The organism is Mangrovicoccus algicola, from assembly GCF_014903745.1.
Lineage (GTDB): Bacteria > Pseudomonadota > Alphaproteobacteria > Rhodobacterales > Rhodobacteraceae > Mangrovicoccus > Mangrovicoccus algicola.
The window spans coordinates 23,086-42,696 of the sequence record NZ_JACVXA010000044.1; the positions used below are offsets into that span (position 1 = coordinate 23,086).

23 protein-coding genes and 1 riboswitch are annotated in these 19,611 nt (G+C 69.2%); of the genes, 9 read left to right on the forward strand and 14 right to left on the reverse strand.

Annotation, left to right across the window (positions count from 1 at the left end):
• Positions 1 to 64: 64 nt before the first annotated feature.
• The 5 genes from lysA to argH form a co-directional block, all read right to left on the reverse strand.
• Complete coding sequence (gene lysA / locus ICN82_RS14090; RefSeq protein WP_193183876.1) at positions 65 to 1,354, reverse strand: diaminopimelate decarboxylase; 1,290 nt, start codon at positions 1,352 to 1,354, stop codon at positions 65 to 67.
• Positions 1,355 to 1,445: 91 nt separating this feature from the next.
• Positions 1,446 to 2,168 (reverse strand): NlpC/P60 family protein, encoded by a 723-nt coding sequence (locus tag ICN82_RS14095; protein WP_193183884.1) that lies wholly within the window; start codon positions 2,166 to 2,168, stop codon positions 1,446 to 1,448.
• Positions 2,169 to 2,267: 99 nt separating this feature from the next.
• Positions 2,268 to 2,432 (reverse strand): argininosuccinate lyase, encoded by a 165-nt coding sequence (locus ICN82_RS14100; RefSeq protein ID WP_193183886.1) that lies wholly within the window; start codon positions 2,430 to 2,432, stop codon positions 2,268 to 2,270.
• Positions 2,432 to 2,725: a hypothetical protein gene (locus ICN82_RS14105; RefSeq protein WP_193183888.1), complete on the reverse strand. Its 294-nt coding sequence runs from the start codon at positions 2,723 to 2,725 to the stop codon at positions 2,432 to 2,434. Before ICN82_RS14105 ends, ICN82_RS14100 begins: the two co-directional genes overlap by 1 nt.
• Entirely contained in the window at positions 2,722 to 4,113 is a 1,392-nt protein-coding gene (argH, locus tag ICN82_RS14110) for an argininosuccinate lyase (protein WP_193183906.1), read from the reverse strand. Before argH ends, ICN82_RS14105 begins: the two co-directional genes overlap by 4 nt.
• 31 nt (positions 4,114 to 4,144) lie before the next feature.
• On the opposite strand from argH, the gene ICN82_RS14115 reads away from it, so the two are divergent.
• Complete coding sequence (locus ICN82_RS14115) at positions 4,145 to 4,705, forward strand: TlpA family protein disulfide reductase (protein ID WP_193183908.1); 561 nt, start codon at positions 4,145 to 4,147, stop codon at positions 4,703 to 4,705.
• Positions 4,706 to 4,730: 25 nt separating this feature from the next.
• Here ICN82_RS14115 and ICN82_RS14120 read toward each other — a convergent pair whose 3' ends face one another.
• Positions 4,731 to 5,402, reverse strand: coding sequence for an energy-coupling factor ABC transporter permease (locus ICN82_RS14120; protein WP_193183910.1), 672 nt, complete (start codon positions 5,400 to 5,402; stop codon positions 4,731 to 4,733).
• Between the two features lie 47 nt (positions 5,403 to 5,449).
• Positions 5,450 to 5,663, reverse strand: a riboswitch (cobalamin riboswitch).
• A 36-nt stretch (positions 5,664 to 5,699) separates the two neighbouring features.
• Positions 5,700 to 6,263, reverse strand: a complete 564-nt coding sequence (locus tag ICN82_RS14125) for a DNA-3-methyladenine glycosylase I (protein ID WP_193183912.1) — start codon at positions 6,261 to 6,263, stop codon at positions 5,700 to 5,702.
• Between the two features lie 214 nt (positions 6,264 to 6,477).
• Here ICN82_RS14125 and ICN82_RS14130 point away from each other — a divergent pair, with 214 nt between their 5' ends.
• The 5 genes from ICN82_RS14130 (at position 6,478) to moaB (ending at position 10,433) form a co-directional block, all read left to right on the forward strand.
• Positions 6,478 to 7,653, forward strand: coding sequence for an acetyl-CoA C-acetyltransferase (locus ICN82_RS14130; protein ID WP_193183914.1), 1,176 nt, complete (start codon positions 6,478 to 6,480; stop codon positions 7,651 to 7,653).
• A 67-nt stretch (positions 7,654 to 7,720) separates the two neighbouring features.
• Positions 7,721 to 8,443: an acetoacetyl-CoA reductase gene (gene phbB, locus ICN82_RS14135; RefSeq protein ID WP_193183916.1), complete on the forward strand. Its 723-nt coding sequence runs from the start codon at positions 7,721 to 7,723 to the stop codon at positions 8,441 to 8,443.
• A gap of 85 nt (positions 8,444 to 8,528) precedes the next feature.
• Positions 8,529 to 9,314 carry a uracil-DNA glycosylase gene (locus tag ICN82_RS14140; protein ID WP_193183918.1) on the forward strand — a complete coding sequence of 262 codons (786 nt, stop codon included), beginning with the start codon at positions 8,529 to 8,531 and terminating at the stop codon, positions 9,312 to 9,314.
• Entirely contained in the window at positions 9,311 to 9,901 is a 591-nt protein-coding gene (locus ICN82_RS14145; protein ID WP_193183920.1) for a metallophosphoesterase family protein, read from the forward strand. The genes ICN82_RS14140 and ICN82_RS14145 overlap by 4 nt, the downstream gene beginning before the upstream one ends.
• 1 nt (position 9,902) lies before the next feature.
• On the forward strand, positions 9,903 to 10,433 hold the full coding sequence (moaB, locus tag ICN82_RS14150; RefSeq protein ID WP_193183922.1) for a molybdenum cofactor biosynthesis protein B: 531 nt from the start codon (positions 9,903 to 9,905) through the stop codon (positions 10,431 to 10,433).
• 489 nt (positions 10,434 to 10,922) lie between these two features.
• Here the strand turns inward: moaB and ICN82_RS14155 are convergent, their stop codons facing one another.
• From ICN82_RS14155 to ICN82_RS14165, 3 genes are all read right to left on the reverse strand, one after another.
• The gene (locus ICN82_RS14155; RefSeq protein WP_193183924.1) at positions 10,923 to 11,090 is read right to left on the reverse strand and encodes a YdcH family protein; all 168 of its coding nucleotides are present in this window, start codon (positions 11,088 to 11,090) and stop codon (positions 10,923 to 10,925) included.
• A gap of 118 nt (positions 11,091 to 11,208) precedes the next feature.
• Complete coding sequence (locus ICN82_RS14160) at positions 11,209 to 11,970, reverse strand: tRNA1(Val) (adenine(37)-N6)-methyltransferase (protein WP_193183926.1); 762 nt, start codon at positions 11,968 to 11,970, stop codon at positions 11,209 to 11,211.
• 5 nt (positions 11,971 to 11,975) lie between these two features.
• A complete protein-coding gene (locus ICN82_RS14165; RefSeq protein WP_193183928.1) occupies positions 11,976 to 12,191 on the reverse strand; it encodes a putative signal transducing protein in 216 nt (71 codons plus the stop codon).
• 55 nt (positions 12,192 to 12,246) lie between these two features.
• Here ICN82_RS14165 and ICN82_RS14170 point away from each other — a divergent pair, with 55 nt between their 5' ends.
• On the forward strand, positions 12,247 to 13,248 hold the full coding sequence (locus ICN82_RS14170) for a polyprenyl synthetase family protein (protein ID WP_193183930.1): 1,002 nt from the start codon (positions 12,247 to 12,249) through the stop codon (positions 13,246 to 13,248).
• Between the two features lie 9 nt (positions 13,249 to 13,257).
• Here the strand turns inward: ICN82_RS14170 and ICN82_RS14175 are convergent, their stop codons facing one another.
• The 4 genes from ICN82_RS14175 to ICN82_RS14190 form a co-directional block, all read right to left on the reverse strand.
• The gene (locus tag ICN82_RS14175; protein ID WP_330999011.1) at positions 13,258 to 14,088 is read right to left on the reverse strand and encodes a 4-(cytidine 5'-diphospho)-2-C-methyl-D-erythritol kinase; all 831 of its coding nucleotides are present in this window, start codon (positions 14,086 to 14,088) and stop codon (positions 13,258 to 13,260) included.
• On the reverse strand, positions 14,072 to 15,793 hold the full coding sequence (locus ICN82_RS21670; RefSeq protein ID WP_193183934.1) for a tetratricopeptide repeat protein: 1,722 nt from the start codon (positions 15,791 to 15,793) through the stop codon (positions 14,072 to 14,074). The genes ICN82_RS14175 and ICN82_RS21670 overlap by 17 nt, the downstream gene beginning before the upstream one ends.
• A gap of 98 nt (positions 15,794 to 15,891) precedes the next feature.
• Positions 15,892 to 16,539: a glutaredoxin 2 gene (grxB, locus tag ICN82_RS14185; protein ID WP_226898499.1), complete on the reverse strand. Its 648-nt coding sequence runs from the start codon at positions 16,537 to 16,539 to the stop codon at positions 15,892 to 15,894.
• A gap of 112 nt (positions 16,540 to 16,651) precedes the next feature.
• Complete coding sequence (locus ICN82_RS14190; protein ID WP_193183936.1) at positions 16,652 to 18,295, reverse strand: electron transfer flavoprotein-ubiquinone oxidoreductase; 1,644 nt, start codon at positions 18,293 to 18,295, stop codon at positions 16,652 to 16,654.
• Positions 18,296 to 18,670: 375 nt separating this feature from the next.
• On the opposite strand from ICN82_RS14190, the gene greA reads away from it, so the two are divergent.
• A complete protein-coding gene (gene greA / locus ICN82_RS14195) occupies positions 18,671 to 19,141 on the forward strand; it encodes a transcription elongation factor GreA (RefSeq protein ID WP_193183938.1) in 471 nt (156 codons plus the stop codon).
• A 156-nt stretch (positions 19,142 to 19,297) separates the two neighbouring features.
• Positions 19,298 to 19,611 (forward strand): hypothetical protein (locus ICN82_RS14200; RefSeq protein ID WP_226898500.1); only part of this gene is annotated, 314 nt, incomplete at its 3' end.

Consider the following 19,611-nt stretch of genomic DNA (forward strand, 5'->3'; position numbering starts at 1 on the left):
GCCCGCAGGACCCTCCCCGGTGACAGGGGCGTGAACGGGCAGTGATCCGCCCGTTGCCCGGAAATCAGGCGTCCTCGCCGGAGGCCGCCGACAGCCAGCCCGGCACGCGGTCTCGGGCGATGATCTCGTCGAGGCCCGGGCGCGGCCGGATCACCGCCCAGTCGCCGCCCTGCACCAGCACCTCGGGGATCAGGGGGCGGGTGTTGTATTCCGAGGACATGACCGCGCCATAGGCCCCGGCGGAACGGAACGCCACCAGATCGCCCGGCGCGCAGGGGGGCAGGTCGCGGCCGCGGGCGAAGGTGTCGCCGGTCTCGCAGACCGGGCCCACGACGTCATAGCGCGCCTGGTCCGCCGCGGGGGCAGGCTCGACCAGCGGAACGATGTCGTGATGCGCGTCATACATCGAGGGCCGCACGAGGTCGTTCATCGCCGCGTCGAGGATCAGGAAGCTGCGATCCTCGCCCGCCTTCACGTAGATCACCCCCGACACCATGATCCCGGCATTGCCGGAGATCAGGCGGCCCGGCTCGATCTCGATCTCGCAATCCAGATGGCCCAGCTCCTCGCGGATCATCGCGCCGTAATCCAGCGGCAGCGGCGGCGCCTCGTTCGAGCGCGCATAGGGGATGCCCAGCCCGCCGCCCAGATCCAGCCGCCGGATGTCATGCCCCTGCGCGCGCAGCGTTCCGGTCAGCTCGGCCACCTTGCGATAGGCCTGGCGGAAGGGCTCCAGGTCGGTCAGCTGGCTGCCGATATGAACGTCGATCCCCACGACCTCCAGACCCGGCAGGGCGGCGGCGCGGGCATAGACCGCCGCCGCGCGGGAGATCGGGATGCCGAACTTGTTCTCGGACTTGCCGGTGGCGATCTTGGCATGGGTCTTCGCGTCGACATCGGGGTTCACCCGCACCGCGATCGGCGCGGTCACGCCCAGCGACACGGCAACCTCCGACAGGGCCTCCATCTCGGGCTCGCTCTCGACGTTGAACTGCCGGATCCCGCCTTCCAGCGCGGCGCGCATCTCCGCGCGGGTCTTGCCGACGCCGGAGAAGACGATCCGATCCCCCGGCACCCCCGCGGCCTTGGCACGGGCATATTCCCCGCCCGAGACCACGTCCATCCCGGCCCCGGCCTGGCCCAGAAGCCGCAGCACCGCCTGGTTGGAATTCGACTTCACCGCGAAACAGACCAGGTGCGGCAGCCCCGCCAGCGCCTCCTCGAACAGCCGGAAATGGCGCAGCAGCGTCGCGGCGGAATAGCAGTAGAAGGGCGTGCCGACCTCCGCCGCGATCTCGGCCAGCGGCACATCCTCGGCAAAAAGATTGCCGTCGCGATAGAGAAAATGGTCCATGTCCGCGCCCTTCCTGTCGAAGCCCGGCGCTTGATAGCAGGGAAAGCGGCGGATGCAATCGCCCGCCGCCCCGGTCCCGGGCCTCGTTCTCTCAGGCCTCGTTCGTGGTCAGCTTGAAATCCGCCGCCGAGGCCACGACCTGCCGCGGATAGGGCCCCGCCTCCAGCGGCAGCCGCGCCCCCAGGAGCCGGTCCTTGCGGATCGAGGCGATGCTGACCTTGTTCGACTGGTTGCCGCCCAGCACGTGGAACACGTCGTCATCCTCGGAATAGTAGAACCCCACATGGCCCGAGATCCCCGAGCGCGACCCGCGCCAGAAGACCAGCACCGAGCCGAAGCAGGGATCGACGTCATGGCCGAATTTCAGCCAGTTGCGCGCCAGGTAGGGATTGCCCGGCAGGGGCGTCTCCGGCAGCGTCACGGCGATGCAGGTTTCCACGAAATCCCCGCACCAGGGCAGCTGCGCGGGATCGCCCAGGGTCTTGCCGTCGGATTTCAGGAACTTGCGCAGATCGGCATTGTCGCGCCCCTCGTGCAGGCCCAGCTTGCGAAGCGCCAGCGCCATCCAGGGGAAGCGGTCCAGAAGGTCCGGCCCCGGCCCGGCGGGCTCCGGCGCGGCACCGGGGGCGGCCCCCGGCGGCTGGCGCAGCATGGTGACGGTCGCGGCATTCAGCGTGCCGGTCACCGGCAGGCCCCGCCCGCGCTGGAAGGCCAGCACCGCCGCCCGCGTGTTGCGCCCCCAGATTCCGTCCGGCGATCCGGGATTGAATCCCTGGGCGATCAGGCGCCGCTGCGCCCATTCGATGAAAGTCATTTGCTCCCCCTTCTGGCGGATCAATTTCCGCAGGGGAAGCCTGCCAGTCCCGAAGCCGCGGGACCAGCCTGATTTTCCTTACGCCGGTCCCGGGCGCGCTCAGCGCGCGCCGGTGACGCCCATCGAGGCGGTGCCGCTGACCGTCAGGCCGGGGGCCGGGGCGCTGTCCTCCTCCTCGGGGGCGGGGCGGATCGGCGGCCCGTCGGCACCGCAGCCCGCCAGCAGCGCCAGCGCCGCCAGACAGGCAAGTCCCGCGGCCCGCATCAGAAGCCCACCCGCCAGCCGCCGCGGCCGACGCCGACGCGCACCGGGCTGTTGCCCAGCCGCACCGAGGCCGAGGTGCCATGCGTGCCCACCGCGACATCGACATTGCGCGTGTCAACCACGTCGACCGAGGCATAGCTGCCATTGGTCGAGACGCCTGCATTGATCCGGCCGGTTTCCACGCCCGCATGCGCCGCGGCGCCGCCCGGCCCCACCGAGCCGCCGACATCGGGCCTGACCGGGGCGCAGGCCGCCATGGCAAGCAGCAGCAGGGCCGCCAGGATTGCTCTCATCCGAGGATCTCCTTCCAGCGTGCGATCTGGGTCCGCACCTGGTCGGGCGCGGTCCCGCCGTAACTCTGGCGGCTGGCGACCGAGTTGTGAACCCCGAGCACGTCGAAAACCGCCGGCGTGATGCCGGGATGGACGGTGTGCATCTGTTCGAGGCTGAGTTCGGGCAGGTCGATCCCCGCCTGCTCGGCCAGCGCCACCAGCGACCCGGTGACATGATGCGCCTCGCGGAAGGGCAGGCCCAGCTCGCGCACCAGCCAGTCGGCCAGGTCGGTGGCGGTGGAGAAGCCGGCCGAGGCGGCGGCTTCCAGCGCCGGGGTGTTCGCGGCCATGTCGCGCACCATCCCCTCCATCGCCGCCAGCGCCAGCATCAGCGTGTCGGCCGCGTCGAAGACCTGTTCCTTGTCCTCCTGCATGTCCTTGGAATAGGCCAGAGGCAGCCCCTTCATCACGGTCAAAAGCGCCACCAGCGCGCCGGTGATGCGCGCGACCTTGGCGCGGATCAGCTCGGCCGCGTCGGGATTGCGTTTCTGCGGCATGATCGAGGAGCCGGTGGAGAAGCGGTCCGACAGCTTGACGAAGCGGAACTGCGCGGAGGACCAGATCACCAGCTCCTCGGCGAAGCGCGACAGATGCGTGGCGCAGATCGAGGAGGCGGCCAGGAATTCCAGCGCGAAATCGCGGTCGGACACGGCATCCAGCGAATTGGCCATAGGCCGGTCGAAGCGCAGCGCCTCGGCGGTCATATGGCGGTCGATCGGAAACGAGGTGCCCGCCAGCGCGGCGGCGCCCAGCGGGCATTCGTTCATCCGCTTGCGCGCGTCGCGGAACCGCGACAGGTCGCGGGCGAACATCTCGACATAGGCCATCATGTGATGGCCCCAGGTCACCGGCTGGGCGGTCTGCAGATGGGTGAAGCCCGGCATCACCCAGTCGGCCCCGGCCTCGGCCTGGGCGACCAGCGCGCGCATCAGCGCCAAGAGCCCGATCTCGGCCGCGTCGCACTGGTCGCGCACCCACAGCCGGAAATCCGTCGCCACCTGGTCGTTGCGGCTGCGCGCGGTGTGCAGGCGCCCGGCGGCCGGACCGACGATCTCGGTCAGGCGGCTCTCCACATTCATGTGGATGTCCTCCAGCGCGGTGGAGAAGACCAGTTTTCCGGCCTCGATCTCTGACAAGACGGTGAGCAGGCCTTCCCGCATCGCCTCGGCCTCGCTAGGGTCCACGATGCCCGTGGCGGCCAGCATGGCGGCATGGGCGCGCGACCCTTCGATGTCCTGGGAGGCCAGCCGCTTGTCGAACCCGATCGAGGCATTGATCGCCTCCATGATCGCGTCCGGTCCGGCGGCGAAACGGCCGCCCCACATGGCATTCTGGGTCTTGTCAGTCATCGGGTCCGCCCCTCGGGAGAAAAAGGTCGCAATGAAGCTTGTCAGGTCCGTCGCCCTCTACACCGCGCTGGCGCTCTGCGCAAATCCGGGTCTCGCCGATCCCGGGATCGAGGCGCTGCGCGACGGCAGCCTGAAGAAGCTGGTGGTGCATTCCGCGCCCAGACCCGCCTCGGAGGCCGGGTTCGAGACATTCGAGGGCGCGCCCGTCTCCCTTGCCGATTACCGCGGGCAGGTGGTGCTGCTGAATTTCTGGGCGACCTGGTGCGCGCCCTGCCGCAAGGAGATGCCCGCGCTCGACGCGCTGCAGCGCGATCTGGGCGGCGAGGATTTCCAGGTCGTGACCGTGGCCACCGGGCGGCAGGCCCCCGCGGCGATCACCCGGTTCCTCGACGAAACCGGCGCCGATGCCCTGCCCCGCCACCGCGATCCCAAGATGGCGCTGGCGCGGGACATGGCGGTGCTGGGCCTGCCGGTGACGGTGCTGATCGACCGGCAGGGCAACGAGGTGGCGCGGCTGCAGGGCGATGCCGAATGGGACAGCGAGAGCGCCCGCGCCATCATCGCCGCGCTGACCGCACAGGGCGACAGCTGAGGCCGCCCGCAGGCGGCCCCGCGGATCAGCTCAAAAGACGGCGGTTGAAGAGCGGCCCCGAAACCGTGCCGCGCGCCGATTTGGCGATGCCCAGCACGGCCAGGTCGGCCAGCGGCTCCAGCAGGATCACCGCCATGTAGGCGATGCCGAAACTGGCGACATTGGCCAGGTTCTCGGCGCCGAATCCCTGCCCGTAAAGCGCCCAGAAGGCGACCCAGGCGACCACCCCGCCCTGATAGGCGGTGGAAAGTTTCAGCGCCTGCAGATAGGTCAGATCGACATAGGCGGTGCCCGGCGCGATGATGCGCTTCGCCAGCTCCGCCACGGCCCAGAGCGGCACGATCAGCGTGGTGACGTTCATCCCGTATTGCGGCAGGTCGAAGGGCGCGAAGAACAGCCCCTGGATCAGGAGCCCCGCCGCCAGCCCGATCGAGGCCGCCCCCCCGCCGAACAGCAGGAACAGCGTCGAGCCGAGGATGAAATGCACCTCCGACACGCCGACCGGGAAATGCGGCAGGATCTCGAAAAACGCGAAGACCAGCGCGGTGGTCGCCACCGAACGGCCGATCAGCGCCGCCGCGCCGCTGTCGCGGATGGTTTCCATCGCCATCTTGCCGGCCAGGGCGAAGCCGCCCGCCGCCGTGGCGTAGGATAGGAAAAGTTTCGCGCCGGTCACGACGCCTTCCTCGATATGCATGTCACTGTCCTTTCCGCACCCACCGTGCGGGTTGATCCATCGCCCCTTGCCGGGGCCTTGCGATGGCAGGTCTCCTGACTCGCGGCCCTCGCCCTCCCCCGCCTTCCCGGATCCGCGGATCCAGTGGCCACCGGGGGAGCGCCGCCGCCTACAGTTGCGGGGGCAGTCACGGATTCGGTCCCTGATGGGTACGCCTGACCGTGTTCCCTTTCTCATCCCGCCCGCCTTTGGCGCGCGGGAACCATCGCCGACAGGATGCCGCAGCCGCGCCGCGGCGTAAAGCGCGCCGTTGGCCGCTCAGCCGCCGAGGGCGCGGTGGCGCGGGCAGGACGCGACGTGATCGTTCACCAGCCCGCAGGCCTGCATCCAGGCATAGGTGATGGTCGGGCCGCAGAAGCGGAATCCGCGCGCCTTCAGATCCTTCGACAGGGCGCGCGATTCGGGAGTTTCGGCGGGCACCTCCGCGAGGCTGGCGCGCCCGGGCTGCAACACCTCGCCGCCGGTGAAGCTCCAGCAATGCGCGGCGAAGGCCTCGGGGCTGCCGAACTCCAGATAGGCGCGGGCATTGCCGATCGTCGCCTCGATCTTGCCGCGATGGCGCACGATCCCGGCATCGCCCAGAAGGCGCTGGACCTCGGGCTCCCCCCAGCGGGCGATCTCCTGCGGCTCGAACCCCTCGAAGGCCGCGCGGAAGGCGTCGCGCTTGCGCAGGATGGTGATCCAGCTGAGCCCCGCCTGGAACCCGTCGAGGATCAGCTTTTCCCACAGCGCGCGGCCGTCGCGTTCGGGCACGCCCCATTCGGTATCGTGATAGGCCACGTAGAGCGGGTCCGTCCCGCACCAGCCGCATCTTCCGTCCATCTTGCCGCCCTCCGCCGGTCACGCCTCGCGAACGTAACCGGAACATGCCGCCACGCCAAGCCCGGAGCCCGCGGCGCGCTTGTCTTTGCGGCGCAATCGTGATGCGACATGAGACTATCTGTCCGTTGCTCCGTCCCCCGGTTGGTCCCTAATCAGGAGATGTCGGTCCGGGCCACGGCACCGGGCTTCACAGGAGAAGGGGGAGACCTACCTCATGACCGGTATCGTTATCGCATCGGCCGCCCGCACCGCGGTCGGCAGTTTCCTTGGCTCCTTTGCCAATACTCCGGCCAGCGACCTCGGCGCCGCCGTGATCGAGGCGGTCGTCGCCCGCGCCGGGATCGACAAGGCCGAGGTGTCCGAAACCATCCTGGGCCAGGTTCTGACCGCCGCCCAGGGCCAGAACCCCGCCCGCCAGGCGCATATCAAGGCCGGGCTTCCGGCCGAATCCGCCGCCTGGGGCATCAACCAGGTCTGCGGCTCGGGGCTGCGCGCCGTGGCGCTGGGGGCCCAGCACATCATGCTGGGCGATGCCTCCATGGTCATCGCCGGCGGACAGGAGAACATGTCGCTGAGCCCCCATGCCGCCGCGCTGCGCCAGGGCCAGAAGATGGGCGACATGTCCTATGTCGACACCATGATCCGCGACGGCCTGTGGGACGCGTTCAACGACTACCACATGGGCCAGACCGCCGAGAACGTCGCCGAGAAATGGCAGATCAGCCGCGACATGCAGGATGAATTCGCCGTCGCCTCGCAGAACAAGGCCGAGGCCGCGCAGGCGGCGGGCAAGTTCGCCGACGAGATCGTCCCCTATGTCATCAAGACCCGCAAGGGCGAGGTCACGGTGGATGCCGACGAATACATCCGCAAGGGCGCGACAATCGAGGCGATGCAGAAGCTGCGCCCGGCCTTCACCCGCGACGGGTCGGTCACCGCGGGCAATGCCTCGGGGATCAATGACGGCGCGGCCGCGGTCCTGCTGATGAGCGCCGCCGAGGCCGAAAAGCGCGGGATCGCGCCGCTGGCCCATATCAAATCCTATGCCACGGCCGGGCTGGACCCGTCGATCATGGGGGTCGGGCCGATCTATGCCTCGCGCAAGGCGCTGGAGAAGGCCGGCTGGAGCGTCGACGACCTCGACCTGATCGAGGCCAACGAGGCCTTCGCCGCCCAGGCCTGCGCGGTGAACAAGGACATGGGCTGGGATCCGGCGAAGGTGAACGTCAATGGCGGCGCCATCGCCATCGGCCACCCGATCGGCGCCTCGGGCTGCCGCGTGCTGAACACGCTGCTCTTCGAGATGAAGCGCCGCGACGCGAAGAAGGGCCTGGCCACGCTGTGCATCGGCGGCGGCATGGGTGTCGCGCTGTGCGTCGAGCGTCCCTGACCTGAACCCTGCCCTGCGCCCCGCCCGGGCGCAGGGCCCCGAGACCCACGAAAAGAGAGGGACGAAGATGGGACGTGTAGCATTGGTCACCGGCGGCGTGCGCGGCATCGGCGCGGCGATCGCCAAGGCCCTGACCGCGGAAGGCTATACCGTGGCCGCCACCTATGCCGGCAATGACGCCGCGGCCAAGGAATTCAGGGAAGAGACCGGCATCGCGGTCTACAAGTGGAACGTGCGCGACTACGAGGATTCCAAGACCGGGATCGAACAGGTCGAATCCGAGCTGGGCCCGATCGACGTGGTCGTCGCCAATGCCGGGATCACCAAGGACGCGCCCTTCCACAAGATGACCCCCGAACAGTGGAACCAGGTGGTCGACACCAACCTGACCGGCGTGTTCAACACCATCCATCCCTGCTGGCCGGGCATGCGCGAACGCGGCTTCGGCCGGGTGATCGTGATCTCCTCGATCAACGGCCAGAAGGGCCAGTTCGGCCAGGTCAACTACGCCGCCACCAAGGCGGGGGATCTGGGCATCATCCGGTCGCTGGCGCAGGAAGGCGCGGCCAAGGGGATCACCGCCAACGCGATCTGCCCGGGCTATATCGGCACCGACATGGTCATGGCGATCGACGAGAAGATCCGCGAGAAGATCGTCGCGGGCATCCCGGCGGGCCGCCTGGGCACGCCCGAGGAAATCGCCCGCTGCGTGTGTTTCCTGGCCTCCGACGAGTCGGGCTTCATCAACGGCTCGACCATCTCGGCCAACGGCGCGCAGTTCTTCTCCTGAGCCGCGCCGATTGCCCTGCCCCCTCCCCCGCGCTGCGGCGCGAGGGGGGATTTACCCCGGCCGCGCGCTGTCCTAGCTCTGGGCCATGACCGAGTCCCTCTCCCATGATGATCTGCGGCTCTGCCTGGAATGGCAGATCGAGCTTGGCGTGGACGAGGCGATCTCGGAAACGCCGCTGAACCGCTACGAGCTGCCCCAGCAGGCCCCGCGCAGCCCGGCCCCGGCGGCCGACGCCCCCTCCGCGCCCGCGGTGCAGGCCGGCCCGGATCCGGTTGCGGTGGCCCGGGCGGCCGCCGAGGCCGCCCCCGACCTCGAGTCCCTGCGCGCGCAGCTGGCGGAATACGCGCATTGCGACCTGAAGCGCGGCGCGCGCAACCTGGTTTTCGCCGACGGGCGTCCCGGCGCGCGGGTCATGATCATCGGCGAATCGCCGGGCCGCGAGGAGGACCAGCAGGGCCGTCCCTTCATCGGCCAGGCGGGACAGCTGCTCGACCGGATGCTGGGGGCGATCGGCCTGTCGCGGCAAAGCCCCGATATCGGCCGCGCCGTCTACATCACCAATGTCCTGCCCTGGCGGCCACCGCAGAACCGCGACCCGAAACCCGAGGAACTGGCCATGCTGCTGCCCTTCCTCGAACGCCATGTCGCCCTGGCCGCACCGGAGGTGCTGGTGCTGATGGGCAATGCCGCCTGCCAGGCGGTGCTGGACAGCCGCGGCATCACCCGCCTGAGGGGGACCTGGGCCCGGGGCTTCGGCCTGCCGGTCCTGCCGATGCTGCATCCCGCCTATCTGCTGCGCATGCCGCAGGCCAAGCGCGACGCCTGGGCCGACCTGCTGGAACTCGACCGGCATCTGGAGGGCGGCTCTTGAGGATCCTCGCCTTTTCCGACCTGCATTGCGACCGCGGCGCGGCGCAGGCGCTGGTGGACGCCGCGGCCGGGGCAGATCTTGTCGTCGGAGCAGGCGATTTCGCCACGGCCCATCGGGGCCTTGCCGAGACGATGGACGCGCTGAAGCCCCTGGAGAGCAAGGCGGTCTATGTCCCCGGCAACAACGAGACGACGGCAGCGCTGCGCGCCGCGACGCGGGCCCGGGTGCTGCATGGCGAAACCATCGAGATCGGCGGGCTGGCCATCGCCGGGATCGGCGGGGCGGTCCCGCCCCTGCCGCCGCTGCCCTGGCGCTCCCACGACCTGACCGAGGACGAGGCGGAGGCCATGCTGGCACCGGTGGAGCGGGCCGACCTGCTGATCTGTCATTCCCCGCCCGAAGGCATCGCCGACCGGCTGGAGGACGGCCGCGGCATCGGCTCCACCGCGCTGCGCGCCGCCATCGCGCGGATCCGCCCCCGCCTTGCCGTCTGCGGCCATATCCATGCCTGCTGGGGCGAGGAAGGCCGGATCGGCGGCACGCGGGTGGTCAATCTGGGCCCCGGCCCCAACTGGTTCGATCTGTGACATGACGGAACGCGGCTTCATCCCCGTGCGCATCGCGCTGCTGACGGTCAGCGACACGCGCGGCCCCGAGGAGGACCGGTCCGGCGACCTTCTGGCCGGGCGCATCCATGCAGCGGGGCATCACCTGGCCGCGCGCGCCATCCTGCGCGACGATCGCGCCGCCATCGCCGCGCAGCTGCGCGCCTGGTGCGAAGATCCGCAGATCGACGTGGCGATCTCGACCGGCGGCACCGGGCTGACCGGACGCGACGTGACGGTGGAGGCGCATCGCGACGTCTACGAGAAGGAAATCGACGCCTTCGCCACGGTCTTCACCATCGTCTCGATGCAGAAGATCGGCACATCCGCGGTCCAGAGCCGCGCGACCGGCGGCGTCGCCTGCGGCACCTATCTGTTCGCCCTGCCGGGATCCTCCGGCGCCTGCCGCGATGCCTGGGACGAGATCCTGGAACGCCAGCTGGATTACCGCCACGCCCCCTGCAACTTCGTCGAGATCCTGCCCCGGCTGGACGAACATATGCGCCGCAAGTGAGCCCGGCCCGGCCGAGGCCCCGCAGCGCGACGCCTTGCGGCGGGTTGCTTAACCCTCGCGCAACCCCGGGCGGCTAGTCTCGCGGGACCGGCTGCAGCCAAGCGCCGGAGCGTTAGCGAGTTCGGTCTTCCGGGCCAGGTGGGTGGGGTCCGTCCTTCGGGGCGGACCCCTTTTTTTGCGCCAGACGTTTCATGCGCCGGCTCTTCATGCGCCGGTCGCAGTCTGCGCGGGCCGTCCGCCGGCCCCGGGCAAGCATGGCCCGGGACCCGTTTTTAACGGGACAGCTCCCCGCGGGGGCGGGAGGCGGAACTGGATGATGTGAGGTGCCGCGATCCACCCGCCACGGGAAACGGAGGTCCCATCGCTGCGTCGCGTGACACGGATGCTTTTCCGGTCGTGCTGCGCGCCGGTCCGCATGCGACGAATGGCGATCGGCATGCGGGCCGGGTGTGGGCACGCCGCTTCGGGCATGCCGGTCGGAGGGCGCCCTCAGGCGCGGCTGAGACGCTCGATCTGTTCCTTCAGATGCAGCTTCTGCTTCTTCATGCTGGCGATCTCGAGATCGCTGACGCCCGGGCTGCGCTGCGCCTCTTCAACCTTTGCCGAGAGAGATCGGTGCTTCTTCTGAAGTTCCTGGATGTGGATCGTCAGGCTCATATGTCGTCTCCTCTCTTGACTACACGGGGACATGGCAGCATACGGAACGATTCCTGTCACGCCCCGAAAGCCGCCCTGCCCCGGATGAGCAAGCTGGCGCCGAGATGTCACCAAAGCTTTAATCTTCAAAGCCCGCAAGCGCCTGACCGTGGCGCAGCACCGCCTCCACTTCCGGCGCATAGCCGTCACCTGCGTCACCATGCCGCATCCCGCGATGCATCACCAGTGTCGGCCGCAGGCGGAACGGGCTTTTGCGGCCCTTGATGGCGCGCAGCAGGAACAGCCCCGCGGACTGCCCGCCGCGCGGCGCCACGGGCAGCACCTGCACCGCCCCCAGGCGGCTGTCCATCGCGGCCAGCACCTCGGGCAGGCGTTCCACCCTCTGGATCAGCGTCAGCACCCCGCCGGGACGCAGCCGCCGGGTCGCCACCTCGATCCAGTCGTCAAGCCGGGTCTCGCCCGCCCGGGCGATGTCGCGCCCGGCATTGGCCGAGGCGCTGCCCGCCTCGCGGGTGAAATAGGGCGGATTCATCATGACATGGTCGAAATCCAGATTGCGCACCTCTGCAGGAAGCGCCAACAGGTCGGACTCTGCCACGACCAGTTCGGTCGCCGCCTCCGCCGCATTGCGCCGCGCCAGCGCGGCATAGAGCGGCTGCACCTCCACCCCGCACAGCCACAGTTCCGGCACCCGGCGATGCAGGCACAGCGAGGCCACGGCCGCGCCGCAGCCCAGTTCCAGCACGAACTGTCCCGCCCGCGCGGGCACCGCCGCCGCCAGCAGCACCGCATCCACCCCGGTGCGGAATCCTTCGCGGGGCTGCCAGGCATGCACCTGCCCGCCCAGAAACGCGTCATGTGTCAGATCGCTGTCGTCCATAACCTTCAGTCTTCGGGCAGGATACCGTTGTCGCGCAGGACCTCCGCTGCCTGCCGGAAATCCCCGTCCCGTACCATGAGACGCCTCGGCAGCACGCCGATCGAGCCTTCGAGCACGCTCATGTGGACGTCCATCGGGAAGCAGTCTATACCCTCTCCATCGAGGAGGGCGGTGGCGAAGGCAATGGCTGTCGGGTCTGTCGTACGCAAAAGCTCTCTCATGTCAGGCAGTTAAAAATTACCCGGCAAAGATGTCGAGAGTATTGACGGAAGCGTGATGGGATTGGACACGGCGGCTGCGAAGCCTCACGAAAAACTGGCCCGGATGCTGGAAGGCGACATGGATGCGGTGGGGACGATGATCCGCACGCGCATGGCCTCGGAACATGCCCCCCGCATTCCCGAGGTCACCGCCCATCTGGTCGAGGCGGGCGGCAAGCGGCTGCGCCCGATGCTGACGCTGGCGGCGGCGCGGCTCTGCGGCTACAAGGGGACGGATCACGTCAAGCTGGCCGCGACGGTGGAATTCATCCATACCGCGACGCTGCTGCATGACGATGTCGTCGACGAAAGCCGCCAGCGCCGCGGGCGTCCGACGGCCAACCTGCTTTGGGACAACAAGTCCTCGGTCCTGGTCGGCGACTATCTCTTCGCCCGCTCCTTCCGGCTGATGGTCGAGCCGGGCAACCTGCGCGTGCTGGAGATCCTCTCGGACGCCTCCGCGGTGATCGCCGAGGGCGAGGTGCTGCAACTGACCGCCGCCTCGGATCTGGCCACCGGCGAGGATGTCTACCTGCAGGTGATCCGCGGCAAGACCGCGGCGCTGTTCTCGGCGGCCTGCGAGGTCGGCGGGGTGATCGCCGGGGCACCGGCGGAACAGGTCCGCGCGCTCTTCGATTACGGCGACGCGCTCGGCATCTGCTTCCAGATCGTCGACGACCTGCTGGATTACGGCGGGGCCACCGCCACGATCGGCAAGAATGTCGGCGACGATTTCCGCGAACGCAAGCTGACCCTGCCCGTGATCCGCGCCATTGCCGCCGCCGACGAGTCCGAACGCGCCTTCTGGACCCGCACCATCGCGCGCGGCCGTCAGGAAGAGGGCGACCTGGAGGAGGCGCTGGCCCTGATGGCGCGCCACGGAACGCTGGACTCCACCCGCGCCACGGCGATCGAATGGGCGACCACAGCGAAAACCGCTATCCTGGCCCTGCCCGCATCGGAGCTGCGCGACGTGCTGCATGACCTGGCCGATTACGTGGTGGAACGGGTGGTCTGACCCCGGCGATCACGCCAGGCGGCCCGCCGCGACCCACCATCCGGGCTCGGCGCGCGACAGCGCCGCCGCCGCCGCCCGCGCCGGAGCCTCGGCGGGGAACAGCCCGAAACAGGTCGCGCCCGACCCGGACATCCGCGCCAGCGCGCAGCCCGGCTGCGCCGCCAATGCCGCGAGCACGTCGCGGATCACCGGCGCCAGACGCAGCGCAGGCGGCTCCAGGTCGTTGCGCTGCCCGGCCAGCCAGGCGCAGAACGCCCCCGCCCCGACCGGCATATGCCCCCGCAGTCCCGGGTTCTCCCGGGTCTCCAGCGCGGCGAAAACGGCGGGCGTCGACAGCGCCACCCCCGGATTGACCAGAAGGCACCACAGGGGCGGCAGCGGCGGCACGGGGGACAGCGTCTCGCCGATCCCCTCCATCCGCACCGCCCGCGGCGAGAGGCAGACCGGCAGATCCGCCCCCAGTTCCAGCAGATCCGCAGGATCGGGCAAGGAGGCCAGGCCTAGGCGCTCCAGCGCCCGCAGCGTCGCCGCGGCATCGGAGGACCCGCCGCCGATCCCGGCCGCGGCGGGCAGGTGCTTCTCCAGGGTGATCGCGACGGGCGGCGCCCCGGACAGTGCCGCGGCCTTCCAGACGAGGTTGCGGGCATCCGCAGGCACCCCCGCCGCGCGGGGCCCCGTCACATCCAGCGACATCTCGGCCGCGGGTTCGACGGTCACGCGATCGGCGATGTCGGCAAAGGCGACCAGGCTGTCCAGCAGGTGATAGCCATCGCCCCGGCGCCCCGTCACATGCAGCGCCAGGTTGATCTTGGCCGGAGCGGCTTCAGTTGCCTTCGCTATGGGTTGCAAGAGGCGCCGCCCCCTCTTCGGCCAGCACGGCATCCAGCCCGATATCCAGCTTGCGCCGGACGCGGTCGGGATCGATATCCTCGTTGGAACTGCCGTAATCGGTGAAGCTCAGGGCCCGGCGCCACATGAAGCGCGCCTCCAGCTTGCGCCCCACCGCCCAGTAGACGTCGCCCAGATGGTCATTGATGACCGGATCGATCGCCATGATCTCGGCCGCGTGCTCCATCGGCTCCACCGCATCCTCGTAGCGGCCCAGCCGGTAATAGACCCAGCCCAGGCTGTCGGCGATATAGCCGTCATCCGGGCGCTGCGCCGCCGCTTCCTGGATCATGGCCAGAGCCTCGTCCAGGTTCTCGCGGCGCTCCACCAGCGAATAGCCGAGATAGTTCAGCACCCGCGGCTCCTGCGGCGACAGCTCCAGCGCGCGGCGGAAATCGGCCTCCGCCTCCTCCCACAGCTTCAGCCGCTCCAGCGTGATGCCGCGGGCATAGAAGATCTGCCAATCCGACTCGTCGGGTTCCGGCAGCAGCTCGACCGCGCGGTCATAGGCGGCGCGCGCCGCCTCCCAGCGATCATCGGCGGTCAGCGCATCGCCCAGCGAGACCTGCACATCCAGAAGATCGGGGTAGGTTTTCGACAGCTGGTTCAGCACCTCGATCGCCGCATCCAGCCGCCCGGCATAGCGCAGCGCCCCGGCCCGGCCGAACTCGGCCTGCAGATAGGCGGGATGGTCGCGCGGCACCTCGTCATAGAGATCGCCGGCCAGCTCGTAATTGCCCTGCTCGTCGAAGATGCTGGCCACCATCAGCAGCGCGTCGACATTCCCGGGATTCAATTCCCGCGCCAGCTGCGCATAGACCAGCGACAGGCTGTTGCTCGCCTGGCCATAGAGCACCTGCGCCATGGTGTAGAAAGCCTCCGCGATGCCCGCCCCGGCATCGGCAACCCCCAGCGGCACCGCCTCCCCGGACTCCAGCGCGGCGGCGACATCGGCCATCTGCGGCGGGATCATGCCGTCATAGGCCTCGCGCAGATCCGCCAGCGCCCGGTCGAACCGGCCCAGCTGGCTTTCCACCTGCGCCCGCAGGCGCAGCCCGCGCCCCGACAGCGGCAGCGGCCCCTCGCTCTCGCCCGACAGGAGCGCCGCCGCCGCGGCGTGATCCCCCGACACGGCCAGGGCCAGGGCCTTGTGATACAACACGACACCGCGCAGCATCGGTTCGGCCGCGGCGGCATCGAATTCGGCCAGCGCCGCCGACGTGTCGCCCGCGCCCAGCTCCGCCCATCCGCGCACCAGCCGGTCGAGGAAGCCCTCCAGCAGGTCGCCGGTCGTGAAGCCCTCGTCGAAGGCGTCGCGCAGCGCGGCATAGTCGCCCGCCTTCACCCATTCGGCGGTCTGGACGATATCCATCAGGCTGGCATGGACATCCGCGCCCTGCATCCGGTGCATGATCGCGGCGGCATTGTCGAAATTGCCCAGATTGACCTGCGAGGTCAGCGCCAGCTCCATCAGCGCGGGATTCTGCGCATCCAGCGCCAGCGCGCGGCTGAAGTAATCCGCCGCGCGCAGATGGTCGGCCTCCATTCCGGCCACCCGCCCCGCCAGGTAGGTTCCGGCATTGCCGCCCATTCCGGCGGCAGGCGCCATCCCCAGGCAGAACAGGGCGGCGAGAAGGCGGGCTTTGTTTCGGAACACCGTGGATCGTCTCCGGTCTGGCAAATTTCTCCCGACCCTACGGCGCCCCGCCCCGCGTGTCCATCCACGCAGGCAGGGCCGGGCCCGGCCCCGGGGGCTCAGATCGCGCGATCGTCATAAAGATGCGTGCCGCAGATCGCCGTGACGCGGTCCAGATAGGCCCGCATCCAGGCGGGGAAGGCCAGGTCCTTCACCATGGTCAGGTTGCGCAGCACCGGATAGACCAGCACGTCGCCCATCCGCAGCCTGTCGCCGGGCGGCGCGAGTTCCGGCATTCCGGCCAGCATCGCCTCCACATCCGCCTTGTGCGCGGCCGTCTCCTCCATCGCCTGCGCGAAGGAGATGCCGATGATCGCCTCCTTGCGCTCGGTGAAATAGGCGATGGCCCCCGGCGTCGCGAATTCCGGCAGGCCCAGCCGCAGGTTGCGCGGAAACAGCAGGCAGCTGACCGCGCGCGAGGCCGAGGACAGCGCCGCGCTCTGGGGCGCAACCTCGTCCCAGGGGTCGAGATGCGGTGCGCCGGTCTCAATCGCGTCCAGGGCCGCGACGATGTCCAGGCTCTCGCCGATCGCGCGCCCGTCGTCATATTGCAGGATCGGCACCATCTTGGCCCCGATCAGGTCGAAATGCGCCTGTTCGTCGTCATTGAGCAGGTAGACCTTTTCATGCGGCACCTGCCGCCAGCCCGCGACCATGTCGGCCCGCACGCAGAAAGGACAGTGATCGTATTGGTACAGCTTCATCATGCAACTTCCGGCCCGGCCGGTCCCTGGTCTCGTCGCGCCGAAGCTGGACCGCCCCGGCGGCGAAGACAACCCCCGGCGGGCCTCTGCCGCCGGGCCGTCGCCGGAGCCGGAGCTACATGTTGGGATAGTTGGGCCCGTCCCCGCCCTGGGGCGTGGTCCAGGTGATGTTCTGGGCCGGATCCTTGATGTCGCAGGTCTTGCAATGGACGCAGTTCTGGAAATTGATCTGGAACCGCGTCTGCGCCCCCTCGCCGACGAATTCATACACCCCGGCGGGGCAATAACGCGCCGAGGGACCGCCATATTCCGGCAGGTTCACCCTCACCGGGATCTCCGGATCGGCCAGGCGCAGATGCGCGGGCTGGCTTTCCTCGTGATTGGTGAAGGAGAAGGCGACATTGGTCAGCCGGTCGAAGCTGAGCACCCCGTCGGGCTTGGGATAGTCGATCGCCTTGTGATCCGCCGCCTTGCCGGTCGCCGCCGCATCCGACTTGCCATGGCCGATCGTGCCGAGGACCGAGAAGCCCCAGCTATTGGTCCACATGTCCAGCCCGCCCAGCGTCAGCGACGCCGCCAGCCCGTATTTCGACCATAGCGGCTTGACGTTGCGCACCGGCTTGAGATCCTTGCCGATGGCGCCCTCGCGCACCTCGGTCTCGTACCCCGTCAGCTCGTCGCCCGCGCGGCCCGCGCCGATCGCCTCATGCGCGGCCTCGGCCGCGGCGATCCCCGACAGCATCGCGTTGTGGTTGCCCTTGATCCTGGGCACGTTGACCATCCCCGCCGAACAGCCCAGCAGCGCGCCGCCGGGGAAGGTCAGCTTGGGCAGCGACTGCCAGCCGCCCTCGGTGATCGCCCGCGCGCCATAGGCCACGCGCTTGCCGCCCTTCAGAAGCTCCGCGACCATCGGGTGATGCTTGAAGCGCTGGAATTCCATGTAGGGGAAAAGATGCGGGTTCTCGTAGTTCAGATGGACCACGAAGCCGACATAGACCTGGTTGTTGTCGAGATGGTAGATGAACGACCCGCCGCCCGCGTTCTTGCCCAGCGGCCAGCCCATCGTGTGGGTGACCGTACCCTCGCGGTGCTTCTCGGGATCGATCTCCCAGATCTCCTTCATCCCCAGGCCGTATTTCTGCGGGCAGCGGCCCTTGCCCAGCTCGTATTTCGCGATGACCTGCTTGGACAGCGACCCGCGCACGCCCTCGGCGAGGAAGACGTATTTTCCCAGAAGCTCCATGCCGGGCTCGTAGGCGGGGCCCGGCGTGCCATCGGCCTGGCGGCCGAACTCGCCCGCCACGACGCCCGCGACCCGGTCCCCGTCCATCACCAGTTCCGAACAGGACATGCCGGGGAAGATCTCCACCCCCAGCGCCTCGGCCTGCTCGGCCATCCAGCGGCAGACATTGCCCATCGAGACGATGTAGTTGCCGTGGTTATTCATCAGCGGCGGCATGGCGAAATTCGGCATCCGCATCTGGCCGCCGGCGCCGAGGATGTAGAAATTGTCCTCCTTCACCGGCACGCTCAGCGGCGCGCCCTTTTCCTTCCAGTCGGGGATCAGCCGGTCCAGTCCGCAGGGATCCAGCACCGCGCCCGACAGGATATGCGCGCCCACCTCGGAGCCCTTCTCCAGCACGACGACCTCGAGCCCGGGATCGAGCTGCTTGAGCCGGATCGCCGCGGACAGGCCCGCAGGCCCCGCCCCGACGATCACGACGTCGTATTCCATGGATTCCCGCGTCACTTCACTCATCTGCCTGCCCTGACCCCTGTCTGTCATCCGGTCGGTTATCCGCCCGCCGTTTACCGTGCCGCGCCGCGGCGCGTCAATATCGCGCAACCTCCTTGCGCGCACACGTGCAAGGACGCAATTTTCATGCCAGGTCAGGGAGGGCGCCGACCGGCCTGATGGGCACACTGTCCCGCAGCCGCTTTGCCCGCAAGGCGAAATGCGACGGCCCCGGCGTAACTTTGCGTCGCCCCCGCGCCGCCTCCGGGCAGAGCGCGCGGCGGGCGGGAATCATTGCAAAGGACCGGCTTGCACCCCAACCTGTGCTGATGCCAAAGTCGCGCGACACCGCGCAACGGCGCCCTGGCCCCCGGGGCCGCAACACGACCGCAGAGACCTATGGAAAAGATACCAATGACCCCGGCCGGCTATGCCCGGCTAGACGAAGAGCTGAAGAAGCTGAAATCGGTGGAGCGTCCGGCAATCATCAAGGCGATCGCCGAGGCACGCGAACACGGGGATCTGTCCGAGAACGCCGAATACCATTCCGCCCGCGAGAAGCAGAGCTTCATCGAGGGGCGCATCAAGGAGATCGAGGCGATCCTCTCGCGCGCCGACCTGATCGACCCCAAGAAGCTGTCCGGCGCGATCAAGTTCGGCGCCACGGTCGATCTGGTCGACGAGGATACCGACGAGGAGCGGACCTACCAGATCGTCGGCGAGCCCGAGGCGGATATCGAGCGCGGCAAGCTGAACATGAAATCCCCGCTGGCCCGCGCCCTGATCGGCAAGGAGGTCGGCGACAGCGTCGAGGTCCATACGCCCGGCGGCGGCAAGTCCTACGAGATCCTCGCCATCCGCTATCTCTGACGCCATGCCCGGCGCGGGCGGCAAGGCTCCGCCGCCCGCGTTTGACGGATCGCCCGCCCCGCGATAATTCTCTGGCAGCAGGGGCGGCGGCGCCCGGTTCCGTTCCGCCGCCCGGCCCCGCACGACACCCGGCCCCGCCCGATACAGGAAAGCCCCGTGAAGACAACGGATCCGCTCTTCCCGAAACCCGCTGCGACCCGCCCCGGCACGACCGAGAAGCTGGCGCTCTGCGCGCTGGTCTGCTGGCTGGCGGCGGGGCTGGCGCTGCGGGCCTATGCGCCCGAGGCGATCGGCTGGCCCGGCATCGCCGTCCCGCTGGTCCTGCTGGGGCTGCTGTGGCAGCAGGCCCGCGCCCTGCGCCACATGCGCCAGGAGGCGGCGACGCTGCGCGATGCGCTGGCCGCGATGGGGGCCGAGCGGCGGCAGGATGCCCGCGCGGCGCGCGCCGCCCCGGTGCCGCAGCAGGTCCC

Coding starts and splice junctions, on each gene's coding strand:
- ICN82_RS14120 (WP_193183910.1), bottom strand. CDS start 5,402: ATGCATATCGAGGAAGGCGTCGTGACCGGCGCGAAACTTTTCCTATCC.
- ICN82_RS14125 (WP_193183912.1), bottom strand. CDS start 6,263: ATGGACGGAAGATGCGGCTGGTGCGGGACGGACCCGCTCTACGTGGCC.
- ICN82_RS14100 (WP_193183886.1), bottom strand. CDS start 2,432: ATGCGGGCCGCGGGACTTGCCTGTCTGGCGGCGCTGGCGCTGCTGGCG.
- ICN82_RS14155 (WP_193183924.1), bottom strand. CDS start 11,090: ATGAGCCTGACGATCCACATCCAGGAACTTCAGAAGAAGCACCGATCT.
- ICN82_RS14160 (WP_193183926.1), bottom strand. CDS start 11,970: ATGGACGACAGCGATCTGACACATGACGCGTTTCTGGGCGGGCAGGTG.
- phbB (WP_193183916.1), top strand. CDS start 7,721: ATGGGACGTGTAGCATTGGTCACCGGCGGCGTGCGCGGCATCGGCGCG.
- grxB (WP_226898499.1), bottom strand. CDS start 16,539: ATGATGAAGCTGTACCAATACGATCACTGTCCTTTCTGCGTGCGGGCC.
- lysA (WP_193183876.1), bottom strand. CDS start 1,354: ATGGACCATTTTCTCTATCGCGACGGCAATCTTTTTGCCGAGGATGTG.
- ICN82_RS14190 (WP_193183936.1), bottom strand. CDS start 18,295: ATGAGTGAAGTGACGCGGGAATCCATGGAATACGACGTCGTGATCGTC.
- ICN82_RS14165 (WP_193183928.1), bottom strand. CDS start 12,191: ATGAGAGAGCTTTTGCGTACGACAGACCCGACAGCCATTGCCTTCGCC.
- ICN82_RS14170 (WP_193183930.1), top strand. CDS start 12,247: ATGGGATTGGACACGGCGGCTGCGAAGCCTCACGAAAAACTGGCCCGG.
- ICN82_RS14115 (WP_193183908.1), top strand. CDS start 4,145: ATGAAGCTTGTCAGGTCCGTCGCCCTCTACACCGCGCTGGCGCTCTGC.
- ICN82_RS14140 (WP_193183918.1), top strand. CDS start 8,529: ATGACCGAGTCCCTCTCCCATGATGATCTGCGGCTCTGCCTGGAATGG.
- argH (WP_193183906.1), bottom strand. CDS start 4,113: ATGACTGACAAGACCCAGAATGCCATGTGGGGCGGCCGTTTCGCCGCC.
- moaB (WP_193183922.1), top strand. CDS start 9,903: ATGACGGAACGCGGCTTCATCCCCGTGCGCATCGCGCTGCTGACGGTC.
- ICN82_RS14130 (WP_193183914.1), top strand. CDS start 6,478: ATGACCGGTATCGTTATCGCATCGGCCGCCCGCACCGCGGTCGGCAGT.
- greA (WP_193183938.1), top strand. CDS start 18,671: ATGGAAAAGATACCAATGACCCCGGCCGGCTATGCCCGGCTAGACGAA.
- ICN82_RS14095 (WP_193183884.1), bottom strand. CDS start 2,168: ATGACTTTCATCGAATGGGCGCAGCGGCGCCTGATCGCCCAGGGATTC.
- ICN82_RS14105 (WP_193183888.1), bottom strand. CDS start 2,725: ATGAGAGCAATCCTGGCGGCCCTGCTGCTGCTTGCCATGGCGGCCTGC.